The sequence below is a fragment of the Rossellomorea marisflavi genome (assembly GCF_022170785.1).
Classification (GTDB): domain Bacteria; phylum Bacillota; class Bacilli; order Bacillales; family Bacillaceae_B; genus Rossellomorea; species Rossellomorea marisflavi_B.
Genome location: NZ_CP081870.1, coordinates 1225212 through 1244839, shown reverse-complemented (window position 1 = coordinate 1244839; position 19628 = coordinate 1225212). Strand labels below are relative to the sequence as shown.

Here is a 19628-nt window from a genome sequence, read left to right as displayed (position 1 = left end):
TATGAAAGGCGATCGCTATGAAAATTGGTCTTGTTGACGATCGGGTCATCGATCTTGATAAGCTTCAGGTCATCGTATCAGGTGTGGAAGGAGCGGACATCGTATTCTCCACCACTTCGGCCGAAGAAGCCTATGAACAAATAAAAAAAGAAACAGTTGATCTACTGATCTGCGATATTGAAATGCCTCATCTATCAGGCTATGAACTGGCGGATATCATCCATTCCCATGCCCTGAGCATTGCCGTCATTTTTGTAACGGCGAACAGCGGATATGCCGTTCACGCCTTCGAACTGAACGTGCACGATTACATTATGAAGCCGTACTCTAAGGAGCGTCTCCAGCAATCGGTGCAGCGGCTCATGGAGAAGTCCAAATCCGCCGAGATGACAGGTAGGCTGTACCTGAAACAAAAGAACAACATCCATATTGTCCAGAAGAAGGACATCATCTTCATCGAACGTTCCGGACGTTCCACCACCATTTACACGAGGAGCGAACAGATCAAAACGTATCTCACCCTCAATGAACTAGAAGGAGAACTGAGGGAGCGCGACTTTATCCGGTCTCACCGATCTTTCATCATCAACATCCATTATGTGAAGAACTTTTCATTATACGCGAAGAATTCGTACGTCATCACATTCGAAGGAATCGGTGAACAGGCCATGATCACAAAGGAAAAGGTCGATTTCCTGCAAGAGCATTACTTTTAAGAGGTGTACCATGATGAAAAAATCGTTTATCCACTGGGGAATCATCACGGTCCTCGGTTTCATCCATATCCAGGGGTTACTGTCGGCATCCCCCTGGATGACAATTGAACTGCCCGCTGCGCTCCTGACCCTGGCAGTCGTTTACTGGGTTGCGAGAAAGCATCCAGCTCCATCGCTTGGCTATCAACTGAACGGTGCTTTCTACCTTATTCAAATTCTTCTGATTGTCCCCCGTTTCGCCTTGGATTCCGGTTATTGGAACCTTCCCCTTCTTATCTGCTTCATCGGCCTCGAATGGATCCGGATGTACACTTCCCATGTTCTGTCCGGACTGTTGAATGAGCGAGACGGTTTCGCTAAAGAACGCAGCCATATGAATGAAACGTTCCGGATCGTCCGGAGCGAACGTCATGACTTCCTGAAGCATATCTCTGCCATTCACTATATGCTTGACCACCAGGAAGCAGAGAAAGCAAAAGAATACCTTGATGATCTTGTGGATGGCTACGAAAAGACCAATCTCTCCATTAAAGGAGAACGGGGCAGCATCGCCGGCATCCTACATCAGATGTACAGGGATGCGTCCAATGCCGGTTTGAACATCGTGTATGATACGGACCTTCCCCTTTCAACCATGCCCATGACTGATAAAGAACTGGTCGCCTTACTCGGAAACCTTCTCTCGAACGGCATCGATGCTGCAGTGGAGTGGCAGGAAGAAACCGGAGAGCAGGGTGCCGTCACCCTTCAATTTCACAAACGGAGCGGTTTTTATATCCTGAAGGTAGAAAACCACTGCCGAACGATCCCCGGTCCGATTCTTGATAAAATCTATCAACAAGAGGGAATCACGACAAAATCGGGGGATCATCATGGACTCGGCACGAAGGTGATCAAGGATATCGTAAAAGACTACAATGGTTTCCTTGATTTCATCCATAGAGGTCAACGTTTTGAAACGAAACTTAAATTCCCCGCCATTCACTGACAAGGAAGGAGACCCGTCTCCCTCCTTTTTTCCTTATTCAAGAAATTCTTTCTAAGAATGGATTCCGTACAGCGAATGCTGAATGCTCCCCAACTTCCTGCCCAAATTTGACCAAATCGTCATATATTATGGGTCCAATGCTTGATTGAGATTCCCCATCCTAAAGGTATACACTATTACGTAATGGGCGTCTTCCCCAGAGAAATTCAAATTCAGAAACGGGGTGCATCCAATGACTGCCACACTCACCAAGCGACAGAGCATCATCCATGGTGCCCTGAAAATCTTCTCAGAAAGAGGCTTCGATGCCACCACCATTCCGATGATCGCCACAGAAGCAGGAGTCGGAGCCGGGACGATTTACCGCTACTTTGAAAATAAGGAAGTCCTCGGCAACCATCTCTTCCAAGATAATGTCACCCGATTCACGGAATCCCTGCGTTCAGATTACCCGTACTCGTCATCCATCCGGGAGCAATTTCACCATATCTTCAGCTCCATGATTTCGTTTACGACGTGTAACCCCCATGCTCTTTATTTCATCAAGATGCATAGCCATGCGCACTTCCTGAACAGGGACAGTTTGGATTGCTTCAGCGAGCTTACCGATCTGCTCGGACAGTTCTTCGAATGGGGCAAAACACAAGAGGAACTGAAACCCCTGCCTTCTCCCGTGCTCTTCTCTATTATTTACGGAGCGTTTCTAGAGCTTCAAAGAATCGTAGAAACGGGCGATATCACACCGGATGCTTCTCTGCTTCTTGATGTGGAGGAAAGCCTTTGGAATGCGATTCAACTTATTAAACCGTAAGCGGAATGAATATTCATTCCGCATCAAATTCAATGAAAGAGGTGCCATGACCACATGACCCAATCAACCAGTTACCCTTTCGCACGAACCTATGGACCGCTCGGCAGCCTGCCGCTCATCGACCGGGAAAAGCCGGTCCAATCCTTTATCAAACTTTCTCAGGAGCTCGGACCGATCTATCAGTTCCAGTTCCCAGGACATAAAAGCACATTCGTATCCGGGGCTGAATTCGTCAAAGCCATCTGCAATGAAAAACAATTTGATAAAAAAGTGGGGCCTGCCCTCCAAAAAGTCCGAGCTTTTGGCGGCGACGGCCTCTTCACCAGTGAAACAACCGAGACGAACTGGAGGAAAGCCCATAATATCCTCCTCCCGAGCTTCAGCCAACAGGCAATGAAAGGGTACCACGCAAAAATGGTCGACATTGCCACCCAGCTTATCCAAAAATGGGCACGATTGAATCCGGGGGAAGCCGTCGATATCCCTGAAGACATGACCCGTCTGACACTAGACACCATCGGACTATGCGGCTTCAACTTCCGATTCAATAGCTTCTACCGAGAAGATTCCCATCCATTCGTCGACTCCATGGTCCGTGCACTCGATGAAGCGATGAATCAGAACCAGCGCCTCGGTATCCAGGATAAACTCATGATCAAGAATAAACGTCAGTTCAAAGAAGATATTCAGTACATGTTCTCCATCGTCGACAGTTTGATTGCCGAGCGGAAACAAAACGGCGATCAAGGGGAAGATGATCTTCTATCCCATATGCTGAAAGGAGTCGATCCTGAAACGGGAGAAGCTCTTAGTGATGAGAACATCCGCTTCCAGATCATCACGTTCCTGATTGCCGGCCACGAAACGACGAGCGGCCTGCTTTCTTTCACTCTGTACTATCTTATGAAGCACCCGGAAGTCCTCAAGAAAGCTCAGGACGAAGTTGATCGCGTCACAGGCGGAGGCATCCCCGATTACAAACAGGTCAAGCAACTCAAGTACGTGAAAATGATCCTGAATGAATCACTGCGACTATGGCCGACAGCACCAGCGTTCACCCTTTACGCCAAAGAAGATACTTCCCTTCCTGGAGGTTACGCCGTGTCTGCAGGTGATGAGTTCACCATCCTATCACCACAGCTTCACCGCGATGCGTCTGTCTGGGGAGACGACGTCGAATCCTTTGTACCGGAACGATTCGAAAATCCAGCCGATGTCCCTCATCATGCATTCAAACCGTTCGGGAATGGACAACGTGCATGCATCGGACAACAATTCGCCATGCATGAAGCCGTATTGGTACTGGCCATGGTCATCCAACACTTCGATTTCATCGAGGACGAAGACTACGTACTGTCTATAAAGGAAGCATTGACCCTGAAACCTGATGGCCTGACCATGCAAGTAAAACCAAGAGAGGGATCCGTTCCCCTTTCAGTGGCAACAAGCACACCTGAAGAAGAGCAGAAGGAAGATGACACAGGAGTAATCGACTCACACGGAACCCCCCTTCTTGTGCTGTACGGTTCCAATATGGGAACGGCAGAAGGGATTGCCAGGGAGCTCGCCGAGAAAGGTAGACGACTCGGCTTCGAGGTAGAAACGGCCCCACTGAATGAATATAGCAACGGCCTGCCGGACCAAGGTGCCGTGCTCATCGCCTCTGCATCCTATAACGGGAACGCCCCTGATAATGCGGATGCATTCGTATCTTGGCTCGAAACCTCCCCTACCACAGAACAGGTCCACTATTCCGTGTTCGGATGCGGGGACAAAAACTGGGCCAACACGTATCAGCGCATTCCCTTCTTCATCGATGAAAAACTTGCGGAAGGCGGAGGCATCAGGCTGACAAGCCCAGGCTTCGGCGATGCAAGTGATGATTTTGAAGGCCAGTATGATGTGTGGAAAGAGGACCTCTGGCCTGCCCTCGCAGACGCTTTCGACCATGAACTCCCAGGAGATCAGAATACAGATACCGGAGTCTCACTCGAGTATGTGAGTCACGTCAGCCATACTCCTGTCGCCCGTGAACATCACGCATTCACGGCAGTGGTTAGTGACAATCGGGAATTGCTTCATGAAGAGAGCGGACGTAGCACACGTCACATCGAAGTATCCCTGCCAGCAGGAGTCAGCTATCGTGAAGGAGATCATATCGCCGTGCTGCCTGAAAATCCACCTGCACTGATTGAACGCGTACTTGAACGCTTCGCCCTGAACGGTGATGATTATGTTCAACTGAACAGAGGAAGCAGTACAACTTCCCATCTTCCTTCAGGCATGCCGGTGAAAATATCCGAGCTCCTTGCCAATCACGTCGAGATGCAGGAGCCTGCAACACGCGCACAAATCCGTGCCCTTGCAGCCACGACGGTCTGTCCTCCACACGTCGTTGAACTGGAGGCCCTGCTCGAAGATACCACCTATAAGAATGAAGTGTTGACGAAGCGCTTGACCATGCTCGATCTTGTAGAATCATACATGGCATGCGAAATACCGTTCGGACAATTCTTATCATTACTACCGGCGCTTAAACCGAGATACTATTCAATTTCAAGCTCGCCTTCCCACCATGAAGGAAAAGCAAGTCTCACCGTGAGCGTCGTCCGCGGAGCATCCTGGAGCGGAAAAGGCGAATATGCCGGAATCGCCTCCAACTACCTTGCCGGCCGAAGCACCGGGGATAAAATCGCCTGCTTCATCCACACACCGCAATCCAACTTCCAGCTTCCTGAACGAAGCGAAGCACCGATTGTCATGGTAGGGCCAGGAACGGGCATCGCCCCATTCCGAGGATTCATCCAGGAAAGACGTCATCGTAAGGAACAAGGCCAAACATTGGGTCAGGCCCATCTTTACTTCGGATGCCGAAATCCACAGCACGACTTCCTTTACGAAGACGAACTGCGAGTGGCTGAAACAGAAGGACTCGTCACCTTGCACACGGCCTTCTCCCGCTGCCCGGGCGAAGACAAACGCTACGTGCAACACGCAATTGCTGAAAATGCCGATGTTATCCTCCCTCTTCTAAAAGAAGATGGCCATCTCTACATCTGCGGAGATGGCAGCAAGATGGCACCGGATGTCGAAACCACCCTGCAACAGAATTACCAAACGCTTTACAACACCACCCAGCAGGAAGCCCTCGACTGGCTTCAAACCCTCGAAAAAGAAGGGCGCTACGGCAAAGATGTCTGGGCCGGTGCGTGAAGCATCATCTTGGACTGAAAGAGAAGCTGGTCATTTGGCCGCTTCTCTTTTTTTGCACATGTATTGTGCCTGGCACCTTTTCCCCTTTTTGTGCCTGGCACCTTTTCCCCTTTTTGTGCCTGGCACCTTTTCCCCTTTTTGTGCCTGGCACCTTTTCCCCTTTTTGTGCCTGGCACCTTTTCCCCTTTTTGTGCCTGGCACCTTTTCCCCTTTTTGTGCCTGGCACCTTTTCCCCTTTTTGTGCCTGGCACCTTTTCCCCTTTTTGTGCCTGGCACCAGCATTGCATTCGGTGCCAGACACAAAAAAACAGCCGCAACGATTTCTCGTTGCGGCTGTTTGCATTAATGGAACAATCCAGATTCCTTCGATTTTTTCATGAAGGCTTTGGTTCGTTTGCTCAGTGGTTGTTTCAGGAACGTGCCCATGAAGATTGCAATGGCCCAGAAGAGGACTAGGAACAAGATATCTTTTGTGACACGCTCCCAGACAATTCCGCCTACCGCTTCCCTCATGAGGTCGATCGCATAGGAGAACGGCAGGAATGGGTGGATCATCTGGAAGAACCCAGGTAGCAATGGAGTCGGATACGTACCACCTGATCCTGCGATCTGCAGGACAAGTAGGACGATGGCCAGTGCTTTACCGACGTTTCCGAACACCGATACAAACGTGTAGACGATTGTGATGAACACCGCACTGATCAATAGGCCGAATAATACGAACCACCCTGGTGACGAGATGTCTACACCGAGAAGGAAGATATCCCCCAAGGTGACGATGATTGTCTGGATGAACCCGATTGACATGAAGGTCATCAGCTTACCAAAGTAGATATGTCTTTCCTTAAGGTCAGGAATGCCCTCCATCACGTCAGTTGCGAGAAGGGAGATGAGGAGCAGACCTCCTACCCAAATAGCAAGGACCGTATAGAATGGCGTCATGGCCGTACCATAGTTCTGAATAGGATACAGGCTGTTTTTGTTCATTTTCACAGGTTCTTCAAAGAAACTTTTCTCCAATTTCGGATCATTTTTAAGGAGCTTGATGATTTCATTGATGTCTGTCTCACCTTGGATTTCCCTGATCCGATCTGCGAGCTCGTTTACTTTAGTGTTCACATACGGGTATTCACCCAACACATCTTTCAAGGTTTTCTCACCGTCTGAAAGATTCCCTTCAGTGCTGGAGAGTATTTTTTCGACTTCAGGAATAGTAGATTGGATATCCACTAAAATGGAACGGGCATCGCTCAGCGTCTTTTTGGCGCTCGCCACTTCTGAGCGGACAGCCGGTTCGATGTTATTGTTGTATTCTTTCACGAACGCATCGATGTTGGCACTTGTCTCAGCAGAACGCTCTTGGATTCCGTTGATGACATCATCCACTTCCTTCTGTTTTCCGGAAAGGAAGTCGTTGATCTTGGCCCCATCCGATTGGACCTGTTGAAGTTGTTTCTTCACTTGACCCAATTGTTCAAGAGCTTGATCAATCTGCTCCTGGTTTTGCTGGGCCTCTTCATTTTGAGTCTCCTCCCCTTCTTGCGGTGGAGGGTTCTGCTCTTTTACTTGCTGGAGGCTTGACTCGATGGCCTCAATGTTTTGAATGGTCGAATCCACTTGTTTTTGGACATCATTCGAAATGGTGTCCCCTTGACTCAGGTCGATGTCGGATGTCTGCACGCTTTGAAGGAAATCATTGATTTTCTTGGAGGTGCTTTGAGCCTGCTCAAGGTCTTTTTGTACCTGAGGAGCAATTTCATCCAATCGTTTTTCGGCCTTATCAAGGAAAGCTGTTGTATTATCGATGGTTTCCAACCCTTCATTGGTCACCCGACTTGCTTCCGGGATCATACTTTGGGCATCGTCGATCATTCCCTGTGCCTTTTGGGCATCGGAGAGTGAGTCATTTAAGGTCTTCCCGATTTCAGGGAGCCTTTCTTCTGCTTCGAACACATAGTTTTCGAAATTCTTGATATCAGGAAGATCGCCTTCGATTTCCAGTCCAAGCTCATTGAACATATCAAAAATCGTTTCGTTCACAGTCGAAATGAATGAACTAGTGATTTTATCAACAATGGCCCCTGCGCCTTTTTCCGTGATCTTTGGGGCGATGGCGTTGATTTTTTCATTCACATAGTACTCAAGTTTCGCTTTCTCGGGCTTATCTTCAATAACAGTCGACAGCTTTTGAGAGAAGTCCTTCGGAATGGCGATGACGGCGAAATAGTCACCATATTCTACTTTGTCCATGGCCTTCTCTCGATTGACAAAGTGCCAGTCCATATCATCGTTTTTCTTCAACTCTTTGACGAGGTCTCCGCCGACATCAATTGATTCATCCCTGATGGTCGCTCCCTCATCTTCATTGACGACCGCTACGGGAAGTTGGTCGGTCTTTCCGTACGGATCCCATGATGCTTCGATGTTTAACCATGCATAGAGGGACGGGAGGATCATCAACCCACCGATTACGATGAGGGCTACATAGTTCGTAACAAGATTTCTTCCGTCCCGCGAGAATATATTCCAGCTTTTTTTCATATTTTCTTACTACCTTTCTGTCGTATCTTGTATTACCGTTTACTATACCCATTTTTGTCGTGAACAGGCATCATTTGGTCAATTTAGCTATTATATCGCAATAACGTTCAGGAAAGAAGTATGTTCATCTAACTGTCACATACAAATTTCCCACCATCTCTGTATATTTCCGGGGAAATTTGCTGTCGAAAATTACCTATCATGCGGAGGATGCTTGGTGATTTAAAACAAAAAAAAGACCCCCGAAACCGGGGATCTTTTCATGATAAAAGCAGAAATTATGCTTTTACAACGTTAGCAGCTTGAAGTCCACGTTGGCCTTCTTCAACTTCGAAAGTCACTTTTTGACCTTCGTCAAGTGTTTTGAAGCCGTCGCCTTGGATAGCTGAGAAATGTACGAATACATCTTCTCCACCGTCAACTTCGATGAAACCGAAACCTTTTTCTGCGTTAAACCATTTTACTGTACCTTCTTGCATGTTATTTCCTCCTGCGTGGATTGTGCTCCACAATTATTACTATTATTGCTCAATTCAGGTGGAAGGATTGCTCCCTCCCTATATACCGAACAAAAATAATTAACTTAATAATAACAGATAGTGGGAGATATAGCAATGGGGTTTCGGAATTTTTTCTTATTCAGTTAAAATTGTTGTTTTACTTCCCCTCATTCTTCAAGTAATGACTCACCGCATTGCGAAGAAAATCGGCCATACCATTCTGGTGCTTATCGTAATATGACCTGAAACGCTCATCGTCCACATACATCTGAACAAGACCTTCATGGGCTTCCCTATTGTAATGACCCCACTGGCGGGTGATCCATTTTTTGTGGAGCCGCGCCGCTTCCTGTGCCTCCTCACCAGTTGGATCGCCCTTTTCATTCGCTATTTTTAGCAAGGCTATCATTTGTTCTTCCATGTGCTTGGTTTCTTCATATGTTTCTTTGTCCGTGCTCAGGAGCTGATGATTCGATGCATCTATCGACTCGTCTCCATATTTCTCTCGGATCTCTTTCCCATGCTCCTTCTCGTTTGCGTCCACGAGCTTTTTCTTAAACCCTTCAAACTTCTCCCGGTCACTCATTGCGGTTCCTCCTCCCATATCCTCCAACGTCTGATCGACATTACGGATCAACCTCAGTAAACGTTTCTTCTTTTCGACGAGTCGGCTACGATGCTCTTTCAACGCTCCAACTGAATCAAAGTCTGGATCATCCAATATGAGCTTGATCCCTTCAAGCTCCATACCCATTTCCCGATAAAACAATATCTGCTGAAGGCGGTCGACCTCCACACGTCCATAGATCCGGTAGCCGGATGAATTGATTCTGGACGGTGAGAGCAATCCGATTTCATCGTAGTACCTCAGTGTCCGCGTACTGACTCCCGCGAGGTCACTCAGCTTCTTTATTGTATATTCCATGCGGCACCTCCTAGTTCTACTGTACACGTTGACGTTGCGTGAAGGTAAAGGGGGAAATGAAAAACCACTCTTTAATTCTGAAGAGTGGTGGAATAGCTAACTATTCATATTGATTCTTTCAAAAGCCTCTTCGTAATATATTCATATATTTTCCATTTTTTCATAAATGACCAGATTAAACATCCTCAATGGAATATAGTCGCCCGGATATAGGACTGAAATTAAAACTTTTGTATGCAGCTTTGCAGTAAAGGATAGCTAATTGTTCAGGTAGGATAAACAGCATGGCATAATAGAGAAGTAGTCCTAACAGAATCATAAAGCCGTCTACTAAAGGGAACCCAATCCCACCGAAACTCCTAATCAAATAGTGCAGGGTATAATAAATAGAAAGTCCACTCACAATGGCAATCCCTATATATGAACGGTTTTCCATTTTGGACCTTGTCTGATGTTTTTTTGAACCGGCTCTATATGAACCACTGATGATTGAAATGATGAGTCTTATGAGTGAAATGACAAAGATTAGAAGCCCAACAATCAACGTACTATATACAAAGCTGAATAACGACCCCTGAGTAATAGTATGTTGATCCCCTACTAAAAATATTGCGGCCATATAAGGTAGAATCCCAAATAGGGATTGTGAGAAAACGATTGAAAGTACATATTGGGTTTTCTGAAACTTACTATAGATTTTCTTAAACGAGAACATAATGATGGCTGCAGTCAAACAAATGAGAAACCACGATGATCCCTCTTTTATTTTTTCTATGTGAGGATATATTGCGGCTTCCCCTGCTAAATGAAATACGAGATAATACAGCAACCATATCAGGGGAACACTAAAAAGAAGAGCTGAAGACAAACCTCCTGGAGATTGTCTGCTAGCCAGTGACTCTCTCAGCACTTCTACATCCTTTTCATGAAACCACTTCATTAGATCCCCCCTCAACTATTGGACATATAGAATAGAAGTCCAGCCTTAACATAGTCAGTCATTTAATAAAACTTTCTGGTGCCATTACGCTGCATTCTATGGTCTTTGTCGAATAATCAGTGATGACCTTCACCTTCTGGATCATATAAGTATCCGCGGGAGTTAAAATTAAATGTTTTAAACCGCAGCTTACAATAAATCAATACGAGCTGTTCCGGCAACACAAAAATCATCATATATGAAATGATCAGTGGGAAATAGATCAGGTGTAAGTCCTCAATAGAATCGGAGGGTATTGTTCTTATAGCATATAGTATGAGCAGAACGAGTCCCGTTGAAGCTACAATTACAACTGGCATGTAATCGGACTTCTCAAATCTATTTCTTACTCGATCTTTGCTGCCTCCTTCTCTATAAGCACCTTTTCTTAACAATAGATAAAATCGAACACAAGTCACCAAAAAAATGACGATACCAATTGCAAGTGCCATATAGGTAAAGTTCATAAGTGACTCCAGGCTCGCACTGTCTTGTTCCCCTAAAATATATAGGGCGATAAGAAATGGGTAGACACAAAAAAGCAGTTGTGAAAACAGTGTATTAATTACATATTGAACCCACTCAAGTTTTTTATAGATTGTCGGTACAGAAAACAGTAAACACAAAATAGAAATGAATAATGTAAAACTGAATTGAATTTTCTTCATTTGTTCAACGTTTGGAAATACTGTCATTTCCGCAGCAATAGAAAAGGTCAAATAATAAAATAACCAAAGAAACGGTATTCCCAATAAAAGTATAGCCGCTAAATTACTTGGACTTTGTCTCTTGGATTCAAAAGGTTTTCTCAATACGACAAAGTCATTGTATGTTAATTTCCCAGCCACATTTTCACCCCAAGTTTTCCGACCATTTCTGAAGTACTTCTCAACAATTATATTTCAACTAATGTATCTTAATTATGTCCCGCGTTCTGTACATGGTTACCTAGCGCGAATGGTAAGGAGTATGATTTTAAAAGAGTTGGAGTTGGTTCCACCATTCATCATTCCATTGTAGAGACTAAACATTTTTCCTTTTTAGTTCTATTTTCTCTATATCGTGTAAGTACCCTCTTGAATTATAATTAAATGCCTTAAATCGGATCTTACAATAGGTTATAACTATTTGTTCAGGAAGAACAAAAACGGATACGTAACAAATAAGAAGCGGTAAATAAGTAAGTATAGCGTCTTCTAAAGAGACGAATTGAATTTTCCGAATAGCATATTGCATAATAAGTACAAACCCTGTAGAAGCCACTATTGCAATTGGTATGTAGGATTTGTTTTCAAACTTGCTTCTCGTTTCATCTCTGCTACTCCCTTTTTTGTAGGCCCCTTTTCTTAATAGGATGGAAAATCTTATACTAGTAACCAGGAGTACTAAAATACCTAAAATTATTGCATAATAAGTCAGTTTTATAAGGATTTCACGGCTTGCATTTTCCTGTTGGCCCATAATGAAAAATGCACTGATAAATGGGTACACAGTAAATGTGAATTGTGCTAATAGGACGCTATATGCATACTGTAACCAGCCAGTTTTTCTATAAATGCTTGGAAATGAAAATATAATCCCAAGTATAGAAACAACTACAGTCATAATAAACTGCGTGGTACGAATTTTTTCCACGTTAGGATAGTTTGTAGAATCCGCTGCTACTGAAAAAGTTACAAGGTACAATAACCAAACAATAGGAACACTTAGTAGGAAAGCCTCGGCAAGCTTCTTCGGGCTTTGTCTACCTGATTCAAGGGGTTTCCTTAATACAGCATAGTACTCAACAGGTAATTTAGTCATTAACGTTACAGCTCCAGTCTGAGATCCCATTTTTCAAAACCAGTGCTTACAAATATTTCTCCTAATCATTACAAATATTTCTCCTAATCAATGCCCTCACCATAGTCCATGAACCACAGTGGTTTCATTCCATTAAATGTAATTTCCCTCTATTATCAAAATTAAAACTCTTAAAACAATATTTACAATAGAGAATCACTAGTTGTTCAGGTAGAACAAAACTCATAACATGTGCCACTAAAAATCCAATTACTATAACTATAATTTCTCTAAATCCCTGAAAACCATAGCTACTTATAATCATTTGCAGGCTGATAACTAAGCTTGTTGAAGCTGTAACAACAGCTGGCACATAAGAATACCCTTCAAACTTAGCCCTTTGAATATCCTTAGCAGTACCTTTTCGATATGCACCTTTATTTAGTAATATAATGAACCTTATTATAGCCACAATAACAACGAGCACCATTGAACTAAGGCTTATGAGGGTTATCTTCGTTAATACATCCTCTGATACTCTATCAGACTTCCCTATAATGAATAGTGCTGCTAAGTAAAAACTTACGCTAAATAATGCATGAGACAATACAATTGCCAGTATGTACTGGATCTTCTGAAATTTCATGTAGAAGTACTGAAATGTAAACACGATCATCAATCCTGTTAATACTACGGTAAACCAAAAACAAATTAACATCATTTCTGAAAATAAAGGGTAATTCGTGACATATCCCGTCGCATCACCTGCTACATAAAAAACTAAAAAATACATTAACCAAAGTAATGGTATACAAATGATGAAAGCACCTGCTAAATTAGAAGGTGTTTGCCTGCTTAATGCAGAATTTCTAATAGCTTCGAAGTCTTTGTCTCTTAATTTTCTTAACATTAAGCCACCCCTAGTCTATCTGGACCATTTTTACTGAAGCTGATTTACTTTTTTAACTTCAGTTCTCTTCTACAACAAATGTTGAATGAAAGAATAACCCCTGACAACCTGTCAGGGGTTATTCTTTCATTCAGCCCCAGCACTCATCTCCACATAGGTTTTACCTGAAGGTGACTGCTTGTAGACAACGAACATCGGTGTCGATTGGGTTTGGCCACTTCGTTCAATGTACTCTACGATTTCCCAGAACTTGTATTGGGAGAATTCATCAAAGTTCTCCATCACGCGGGACATGACCATATCCTTCAAGTAGAAGTAGCTTCTGAAGTGAACGTTTTCACTCTCAGGTAAATCTATGCGATCTTCTTCGATCGGTAGGAAGATTTCGGCTGTCATGATTTCGTCTTCTAGAGGATTGCTCATGATGCAGAAGAACAGATCGCCCGTTGGGTTGTATCCATTGTTTTCGAGGATGCCAGCAAAGTCTTCAAAGGCCATTTCCAATTCTTCGGGTGCGAATCGGTAAAGCTTAGAGGCTACATTCTTATAAGTCAGAGTGTGATCAGTGAATAGCATGAGGCACACTCCTCGGCACATAGAGATCGATGATGATATCACCGTATACCTCTAGGAGGACACAGTAGAATTGATCTGTGAGGGGGATTCCGTTCACTTCGCCATACGTTTTCACTTGTTCAAAGGCAGTTGAGAAATCCTGAATTTCCTGTGCCTGCCTTAAGACGAGGGCATCTTTCAGGTCCAGCCTGCGGTCATATTGAATGTCTGAGTCTTCTGCAAGCTCAACTTCGTCATTCACCGGCATATAATACGTAAAGGTCCCGCTATCTCCCTTTGCTTCATATGTAAAGATGACGGGGCCGTTCCTGTATACTACCTGTTCCAGTTCTGCTTCCTCCATGACAGCAAAGCCTTCCTGCCAGTCCTCCATTTTGCCTTCCATCTTATACACTAATACATGATCAAATTGTAAGGATTTCTTTTCGATAGCCATGACCTACTCCCTTTCATCATTTGGTTTTTATTTTCATTGAAACCAGCTGTTCTTCTTTTCGTGTGGAGAAACTTTCTTTTCCAATATATTTGTTGGTGCATTGGGTATAAATTGGGCTTCACCCTTTGACGTATCACGCTTCAGGGTCTTGCCATCAGCTTCAAAGTTAAAGCTGTTGAATCTCCTCTTACAATAAAGAAGAACCAATTGTTCCGGCAGAATGAAGAGCATCATATAAAACAGCGCAAGTGGCATGAGCGCGATGATATAGAATTCGAGGGAATCAGCATTGAAATTCCGTATGATATATTGAAGGATCAGTACGATGCTCACGCCGATGACGATGGCGAGAGGTACATTTGATTTCAACTCCAGATTCATCCGGCTTTTCCACTTAGCCGATCCGTACATGTATTCTCCGTTTTTCAACAGCCGGAAGAAGCGGAGGACGGTAACGGCGATCAGGAGGACCCCGACCCCGAGAGTCAGCAGAAGCAGCGTCGTCATATTCCCCTCGGTCACGCCTTGTTGTGTTCCGATAAACATCATGGATATCAGATACATACAGATACCGAAGAGAAATTGGATAGCGAAGATGCTAATGGCGTATTGTGCCTTCTGATACTTTTTGTAGAATGAAGGAATGCTTGCCATCAGGCACAGGATGGAAAGCAGGATGGTGATGTAGAAGTGCGCACCCTTCACCAGTTCGATTGCCGGGAAAGCAGAGGAATCTCCCATCAGGGTGTAGGTTAAAAAGTAAAGGAGCCAACTGATGAACACCGAAACGATCAGGCTGGGTGTGAGGGAAGCAGGGCTTTGCCGCCCGCTCTCGAATGGCCCTTTCAACACATAAAAATGACTTTCAGGTAAGTCTCTTAACATAAGCGGTACGCCCCTTTTGTTCTGAACGACATGTCGGCTATCTGAACCAGCCTTTCACTACGTCCATAGCGGATTTCCCTTTGCCGTCCGTATCTTTCCCGAACTTATGGTTCAAGAGGGTATTCACGGCGATTCCTGCGCCCATCCCGACAAGGGTACCGACACCTGGAATCGGGATAAGGGCCGTACCGGCTGCAGTGAAGGCTGTCTGTACACCACTTGAAACCCCGACGTCAATGGCCGTATCCACTGTTGCGCGCTTCGTTGCTTCTGCACCGGTTAATCCTTCTGCTTTTGCATTTGTGTGGTTTTCATAGAATGACAGTCCCGCAGAGATCGGCGCAAGGCCTTTCAAGCTGCTTTTTAATACACCTTTGACAGGACCGCTCTCTTGAAGGGGTTTCGCAATGCCTTTGATGTCGACGATATCCTTATATGAGTCTTTGACACCTTTTGCCGTAGCTTTACCGATGGTCTTGAATTTGTCTTTGGCAGACAGCTCATTATTGTTCCAATTCTTAAGATGCGGATTCTTCTCCAGGACTTTCTCGCCTACCGGTGACCAGCCTGTCTGGCCTTTCTTTTGTGTCGCGTATTTAAGGGTGACCGTATTGTTTTTAGCGATCTCCTGATGCTTTGGAGAAAGCTTTTTGCCACCTTTCGGCACCCCGTGCATCAATTCCTTAAACGCGCGGGAGTCCGGCTCTACGCCAAGCTTCCGAAGGGCCTGAGGCGTAGCGGTGATGCGGTAGCCGTATTGACCTTTCTTAGGATCCCATACTTTATACGTCTTGAGACCATTTTTTCTTGCCGCATAGAAGGTCCTCAAACTTGTGAACGACAGGGTTCCCCGGGACTTCAGCTGATCGAATTGATCCAGGTTCTTCTTCGCTGTAAGCAGGAAGGAACTCGCGCCTCCGTTTACATCACCGGTTTTATCCTTATCGTCTTTGATTTCGAGTTCTTCTATATTAGGTGTCGTTCCATTCAATTTATTCGTTAATGGGTTGAGCTCTGCATACTCCTTCCAAACGGTGGTCGGGAAATTCACGTTCACTTTCCCATCTTGCATCAATCCCTCAATATCAGAGATCCAGTTCTCCATCATGACGAGGTCTTCTTCAGCAGTGGAGAGTGCCTTCGACTGGCTGGAGTCGAACTCAGTCAGCTTGTCGACTGTTTCAGTCAATTCCGTTTTGGCGCTTTGGACGCCTTGAATGAAGGAAGAATCCTGGATGCTGGAGATGGAGACGATATCAGAAATGGAGCTGATCGTACTGTTGGCGTCTGCAACGAGGCTTTCTGTATGCTGCTTGATGCGGTCTAAGCTCTGTTCGAGTTCCTGATCGAGAAAGGGTTGGTGAATATAGCCGTCTGAGCTTGGTTCGAGGGTGCTTAGTTCACTTTTGATCTTTTCGAGGGTGGACTTGTATTCACTGCTGAACTTCACAATAAAATCAAGAAGGGGTACGTGGCATTCGTCATAAAAAGAGCGGATGGCACTCCCACCCTTTCCTTTCAGTGCTTCCTCCATTCCAGAAAAGGCGGTAATCGATTGTTTAAGAGATTGGATTTCTCCATCAAGGGTATCAAGCATGGACTTGCTTCGGGAAATCCCTTCCTGAAGTGACTGGACTTTTAATGTTTTCATCTCTCATCTCTCACATTCATATATTATTTGCGTTGCATCCCGCCGGCGATGGTGGCATCGGCTTCCCGCATGGATTCCACGGCTTGCCTCGTACTTTCAAGATTTTTTTCCAACACACCTTTATAGGAAGCGAGGATGGTATCCAGCTTTGAGGCCAGTTCATTCAGCTTATCGGCTGTATCGAGGACGTTCCCTTCAATGGACCCCTCGCTTTTCGCCTTAAGGCCTTGAAGTGATCCCTTTACATTCGATATCTGCGACTCTACGCTTGAATATTCTACTTTGATCTCCATGTTGACACTCCTCCCTTGGGATTTTATGTACATATTCCTGTTCCTACTATTTTCCTTCCTCATTATTACAAAAACCATTTTTGTCTTATATAGGAAATTAGGATTGTTTTTTGTATTCTCTATGCAACTTTTTTGCTAGTTTTTATTTTGGAACTAATATCCTCATACCCCATATTCAGAATATTATTCCAATTACCTGTATAATTCACCGAAAAAACCGGAATCTCCTCTTGATTTCCACTAGAAAAGAAGTACGATATAAGGAGAAATGCCACTCATTTACAAAGGAAAGAGGTCTGAGGATGAATCTTGGATTTGGAGAAATTGCATTGATTGTATTTGTGGCTTTATTGTTTTTTGGTCCAAGCAAGCTGCCTGAGCTGGGGAAAGCAGTCGGGGTTACGTTGAGGGAGTTCAAAAAGGCGACCCAGGGGATCCTGGAGGATGAGAAAACAGAAGAAAAGAAATGAGGGTGACGGGGCCGGTCCTAGGAAAATCGGCCTTTTTTTCGTTGTCGAAGCAGGATGAAATACCTGTGTTCGAAGATACTATTAAAAAAGAAACCGTTCTTATGTTAAGTTAATGTAAATTTTCGATCAAAATTCTACATATTTTCGACAATTTGCGATATCATTATGAAGGTTTATTAATTCCATATTCGAAATGTTGGAGGTTTGAAAATATATGGTTTTCAAAAAGAAGGATAAATTCGGTACGATTTTGAGCAACATCGCAGAAAATCTGAAAGAGAGTGCTCATTATTTCGCTGATTATAAATTGAATAATGTCAGTGACCTGAAAGAATTCTCTACAACCATGAAGGATTATGAAACAAAAGGCGATAACTATGTGCATGAAGTCATCCTCGACCTGAACAAGGTGTTCATCACACCAATCGAGCGTGAAGATATCCTTGCCCTGTCCATGAGCATGGATGATGTACTGGACGGTCTGGAGCACACTGCGGCCATGTTTGAAATGTACTCGATCACAAAGGCAGATGAGTTCATGCTTCAATTCGTGGAAGCCATCCGTCAATGTTCGAATGAAATCGAACAAGCCGTCGAGCTTCTTTCAACAAAAAAATGGATCAAGGTGCGTGAATCTGCAATCAAGATCAAAGACCTTGAATCTAAATGTGACGGAATTCTGCGTCAGTCGATCAAGCATCTGTTCAATACAGAGAAAGATCCGATCCGCATCATTCAATACAAAGAAATTTACGAAGAGCTTGAACTTGTAGCGGACTATTGTCAGAACGTAGCAAACACATTCGAAACCATTATCATGAAAAATGCGTAAGGAGCTTAGTTCAATATGGATACAGTATTAATTCTGACCGTCTTGATCGTTTTCTTTGCTCTTGCATTCGACTTCATCAATGGATTCCATGATACTGCGAATGCGATTGCTACTTCCGTATCGACCAAGGCATTGAAGCCAAGACACGCCATCATCATGGCGGCTAGCATGAACTTTATCGGCGCCATGACCTTCACAGGTGTGGCCAAAACGATCACGAAGGACATCGTTGACCCATTTGCCCTTGAAAATGGGACGATCGTCATCCTGGCTGCATTGATTGCCGCCATCATCTGGAATCTTGTGACATGGTATTTTGGGATTCCAAGTAGCTCCTCACATGCCCTGATTGGTTCCATTGCAGGTGCTGCGATTGCTGCAGCTGGATTATCATCACTGAATTATACAGGCTTCATCAAGATCGTCGAAGCGCTGATTCTATCGCCAATCCTTGCATTCGTGGTCGGTTTCATCATTTACAGCATCTTCAAGGTTGTATTTAAAAACCGTAACCTTGCCAAAACGAACCGGAACTTCCGAAGCATCCAGATTGCTACGGCTGCCCTCCAATCGTTTACACACGGTACCAATGATGCGCAGAAAGCGATGGGGATCATCACCATGGCCCTGATCGTCAATAATTATCAAACCTCCGACGATATCCAGACATGGGTACAGCTTGCCTGTGCGACAGCCATGGGACTCGGAACCTCCATCGGTGGATGGAAGATCATCAAAACGGTCGGCGCCGGTATCATGAAAATCCGCCCGGTCAATGGAGTGGCAGCTGACCTTACAGGTGCGGCCGTCATCTTCGGTGCTACAGCGATCCACCTTCCTGTCAGTACGACACACGTCATTTCTTCCTCAATCCTTGGTGTTGGTTCTGCCCACCGATTGAGAGGAGTCAAATGGGGTACGGCACAACGTATGCTCATCACCTGGGTCATTACCCTTCCGATTTCTGCTACGCTGGCAGCCCTGATTTATTATGTAATCGATCTTTTCTTATAAAAAAGCAGTGCAGACCGTACCGATCCACCGGTACGGTCTTTCTTTTTCCGGAAATATCATTTACCCCACATTTCCCCTTGCCAAACCTTTCTCCACTCAAAAACGT

General features: G+C 44.7%; 19 protein-coding genes. 7 read left to right on the top strand and 12 right to left on the bottom strand.

What is annotated here, in order from left to right; all coding sequences use genetic code 11:
* Window positions 1-17 precede the first annotated feature (17 nt).
* The 4 genes from K6T23_RS06690 (at window position 18) to K6T23_RS06675 (ending at window position 5728) form a co-directional block, all read left to right on the top strand.
* The gene (locus K6T23_RS06690; RefSeq protein ID WP_056534426.1) at window positions 18-716 is read left to right on the top strand and encodes a LytR/AlgR family response regulator transcription factor; all 699 of its coding nucleotides are present in this window, start codon (window positions 18-20) and stop codon (window positions 714-716) included.
* 10 nt (window positions 717-726) lie between these two features.
* Window positions 727-1704 carry a sensor histidine kinase gene (locus tag K6T23_RS06685; RefSeq protein WP_156450605.1) on the top strand — a complete coding sequence of 326 codons (978 nt, stop codon included), beginning with the start codon at window positions 727-729 and terminating at the stop codon, window positions 1702-1704.
* 232 nt (window positions 1705-1936) lie between these two features.
* Window positions 1937-2515, top strand: a complete 579-nt coding sequence (locus K6T23_RS06680; RefSeq protein ID WP_148985246.1) for a TetR/AcrR family transcriptional regulator — start codon at window positions 1937-1939, stop codon at window positions 2513-2515.
* Window positions 2516-2569: 54 nt separating this feature from the next.
* On the top strand, window positions 2570-5728 hold the full coding sequence (locus K6T23_RS06675) for a bifunctional cytochrome P450/NADPH--P450 reductase (RefSeq protein WP_238283996.1): 3159 nt from the start codon (window positions 2570-2572) through the stop codon (window positions 5726-5728).
* Between the two features lie 342 nt (window positions 5729-6070).
* Here the strand turns inward: K6T23_RS06675 and K6T23_RS06670 are convergent, their stop codons facing one another.
* From K6T23_RS06670 to K6T23_RS06615, 12 genes are all read right to left on the bottom strand, one after another.
* The gene (locus K6T23_RS06670; protein WP_238283995.1) at window positions 6071-8269 is read right to left on the bottom strand and encodes a YhgE/Pip domain-containing protein; all 2199 of its coding nucleotides are present in this window, start codon (window positions 8267-8269) and stop codon (window positions 6071-6073) included.
* Window positions 8270-8547: 278 nt separating this feature from the next.
* Complete coding sequence (locus K6T23_RS06665) at window positions 8548-8748, bottom strand: cold-shock protein (RefSeq protein WP_048005082.1); 201 nt, start codon at window positions 8746-8748, stop codon at window positions 8548-8550.
* A 178-nt stretch (window positions 8749-8926) separates the two neighbouring features.
* Window positions 8927-9694 (bottom strand): MerR family transcriptional regulator, encoded by a 768-nt coding sequence (locus K6T23_RS06660; protein ID WP_238283994.1) that lies wholly within the window; start codon window positions 9692-9694, stop codon window positions 8927-8929.
* Between the two features lie 175 nt (window positions 9695-9869).
* Window positions 9870-10634, bottom strand: a complete 765-nt coding sequence (locus tag K6T23_RS06655; RefSeq protein ID WP_238283993.1) for a hypothetical protein — start codon at window positions 10632-10634, stop codon at window positions 9870-9872.
* Between the two features lie 116 nt (window positions 10635-10750).
* Complete coding sequence (locus K6T23_RS06650; RefSeq protein ID WP_238283992.1) at window positions 10751-11521, bottom strand: ABC transporter ATPase; 771 nt, start codon at window positions 11519-11521, stop codon at window positions 10751-10753.
* A gap of 175 nt (window positions 11522-11696) precedes the next feature.
* Window positions 11697-12476, bottom strand: coding sequence for a hypothetical protein (locus K6T23_RS06645; RefSeq protein WP_142245858.1), 780 nt, complete (start codon window positions 12474-12476; stop codon window positions 11697-11699).
* 124 nt (window positions 12477-12600) lie between these two features.
* A complete protein-coding gene (locus K6T23_RS06640; protein WP_056534410.1) occupies window positions 12601-13365 on the bottom strand; it encodes a hypothetical protein in 765 nt (254 codons plus the stop codon).
* A gap of 126 nt (window positions 13366-13491) precedes the next feature.
* Window positions 13492-13941: a DUF5085 family protein gene (locus tag K6T23_RS06635; RefSeq protein ID WP_048005088.1), complete on the bottom strand. Its 450-nt coding sequence runs from the start codon at window positions 13939-13941 to the stop codon at window positions 13492-13494.
* A complete protein-coding gene (locus K6T23_RS06630) occupies window positions 13928-14326 on the bottom strand; it encodes a hypothetical protein (RefSeq protein WP_238283991.1) in 399 nt (132 codons plus the stop codon). Before K6T23_RS06630 ends, K6T23_RS06635 begins: the two co-directional genes overlap by 14 nt.
* An 84-nt stretch (window positions 14327-14410) precedes the next feature.
* Window positions 14411-15262, bottom strand: a complete 852-nt coding sequence (locus tag K6T23_RS06625) for a hypothetical protein (RefSeq protein WP_238283990.1) — start codon at window positions 15260-15262, stop codon at window positions 14411-14413.
* A 37-nt stretch (window positions 15263-15299) separates the two neighbouring features.
* Entirely contained in the window at window positions 15300-16913 is a 1614-nt protein-coding gene (locus K6T23_RS06620) for an LXG domain-containing protein (protein ID WP_238283989.1), read from the bottom strand.
* Between the two features lie 23 nt (window positions 16914-16936).
* Window positions 16937-17206, bottom strand: coding sequence for a YwqI/YxiC family protein (locus K6T23_RS06615; RefSeq protein ID WP_056534405.1), 270 nt, complete (start codon window positions 17204-17206; stop codon window positions 16937-16939).
* Window positions 17207-17508: 302 nt separating this feature from the next.
* Here K6T23_RS06615 and K6T23_RS06610 point away from each other — a divergent pair, with 302 nt between their 5' ends.
* From K6T23_RS06610 to K6T23_RS06600, 3 genes are all read left to right on the top strand, one after another.
* Window positions 17509-17676, top strand: a complete 168-nt coding sequence (locus K6T23_RS06610; RefSeq protein ID WP_238283988.1) for a twin-arginine translocase TatA/TatE family subunit — start codon at window positions 17509-17511, stop codon at window positions 17674-17676.
* Window positions 17677-17890: 214 nt separating this feature from the next.
* A complete protein-coding gene (locus K6T23_RS06605) occupies window positions 17891-18508 on the top strand; it encodes a DUF47 domain-containing protein (RefSeq protein WP_056534403.1) in 618 nt (205 codons plus the stop codon).
* Window positions 18509-18523: 15 nt separating this feature from the next.
* Window positions 18524-19522 (top strand): inorganic phosphate transporter, encoded by a 999-nt coding sequence (locus tag K6T23_RS06600; RefSeq protein WP_053428115.1) that lies wholly within the window; start codon window positions 18524-18526, stop codon window positions 19520-19522.
* Window positions 19523-19628: the final 106 nt, after the last annotated feature.

What these genes read in the sequence shown, in the direction of transcription:
- K6T23_RS06635 (WP_048005088.1), bottom strand. Translation starts at nt 13,941, where the DNA reads ATGCTATTCACTGATCACACTCTGACTTATAAGAATGTAGCCTCTAAG.
- K6T23_RS06680 (WP_148985246.1), top strand. Translation starts at nt 1,937, where the DNA reads ATGACTGCCACACTCACCAAGCGACAGAGCATCATCCATGGTGCCCTG.
- K6T23_RS06640 (WP_056534410.1), bottom strand. Translation starts at nt 13,365, where the DNA reads ATGTTAAGAAAATTAAGAGACAAAGACTTCGAAGCTATTAGAAATTCT.
- K6T23_RS06615 (WP_056534405.1), bottom strand. Translation starts at nt 17,206, where the DNA reads ATGGAGATCAAAGTAGAATATTCAAGCGTAGAGTCGCAGATATCGAAT.
- K6T23_RS06620 (WP_238283989.1), bottom strand. Translation starts at nt 16,913, where the DNA reads ATGAAAACATTAAAAGTCCAGTCACTTCAGGAAGGGATTTCCCGAAGC.
- K6T23_RS06690 (WP_056534426.1), top strand. Translation starts at nt 18, where the DNA reads ATGAAAATTGGTCTTGTTGACGATCGGGTCATCGATCTTGATAAGCTT.
- K6T23_RS06610 (WP_238283988.1), top strand. Translation starts at nt 17,509, where the DNA reads ATGAATCTTGGATTTGGAGAAATTGCATTGATTGTATTTGTGGCTTTA.
- K6T23_RS06655 (WP_238283993.1), bottom strand. Translation starts at nt 10,634, where the DNA reads ATGAAGTGGTTTCATGAAAAGGATGTAGAAGTGCTGAGAGAGTCACTG.
- K6T23_RS06665 (WP_048005082.1), bottom strand. Translation starts at nt 8,748, where the DNA reads ATGCAAGAAGGTACAGTAAAATGGTTTAACGCAGAAAAAGGTTTCGGT.
- K6T23_RS06675 (WP_238283996.1), top strand. Translation starts at nt 2,570, where the DNA reads ATGACCCAATCAACCAGTTACCCTTTCGCACGAACCTATGGACCGCTC.
- K6T23_RS06670 (WP_238283995.1), bottom strand. Translation starts at nt 8,269, where the DNA reads ATGAAAAAAAGCTGGAATATATTCTCGCGGGACGGAAGAAATCTTGTT.
- K6T23_RS06605 (WP_056534403.1), top strand. Translation starts at nt 17,891, where the DNA reads ATGGTTTTCAAAAAGAAGGATAAATTCGGTACGATTTTGAGCAACATC.
- K6T23_RS06625 (WP_238283990.1), bottom strand. Translation starts at nt 15,262, where the DNA reads ATGTTAAGAGACTTACCTGAAAGTCATTTTTATGTGTTGAAAGGGCCA.
- K6T23_RS06645 (WP_142245858.1), bottom strand. Translation starts at nt 12,476, where the DNA reads ATGACTAAATTACCTGTTGAGTACTATGCTGTATTAAGGAAACCCCTT.
- K6T23_RS06630 (WP_238283991.1), bottom strand. Translation starts at nt 14,326, where the DNA reads ATGGAAGGCAAAATGGAGGACTGGCAGGAAGGCTTTGCTGTCATGGAG.
- K6T23_RS06600 (WP_053428115.1), top strand. Translation starts at nt 18,524, where the DNA reads ATGGATACAGTATTAATTCTGACCGTCTTGATCGTTTTCTTTGCTCTT.
- K6T23_RS06685 (WP_156450605.1), top strand. Translation starts at nt 727, where the DNA reads ATGATGAAAAAATCGTTTATCCACTGGGGAATCATCACGGTCCTCGGT.
- K6T23_RS06660 (WP_238283994.1), bottom strand. Translation starts at nt 9,694, where the DNA reads ATGGAATATACAATAAAGAAGCTGAGTGACCTCGCGGGAGTCAGTACG.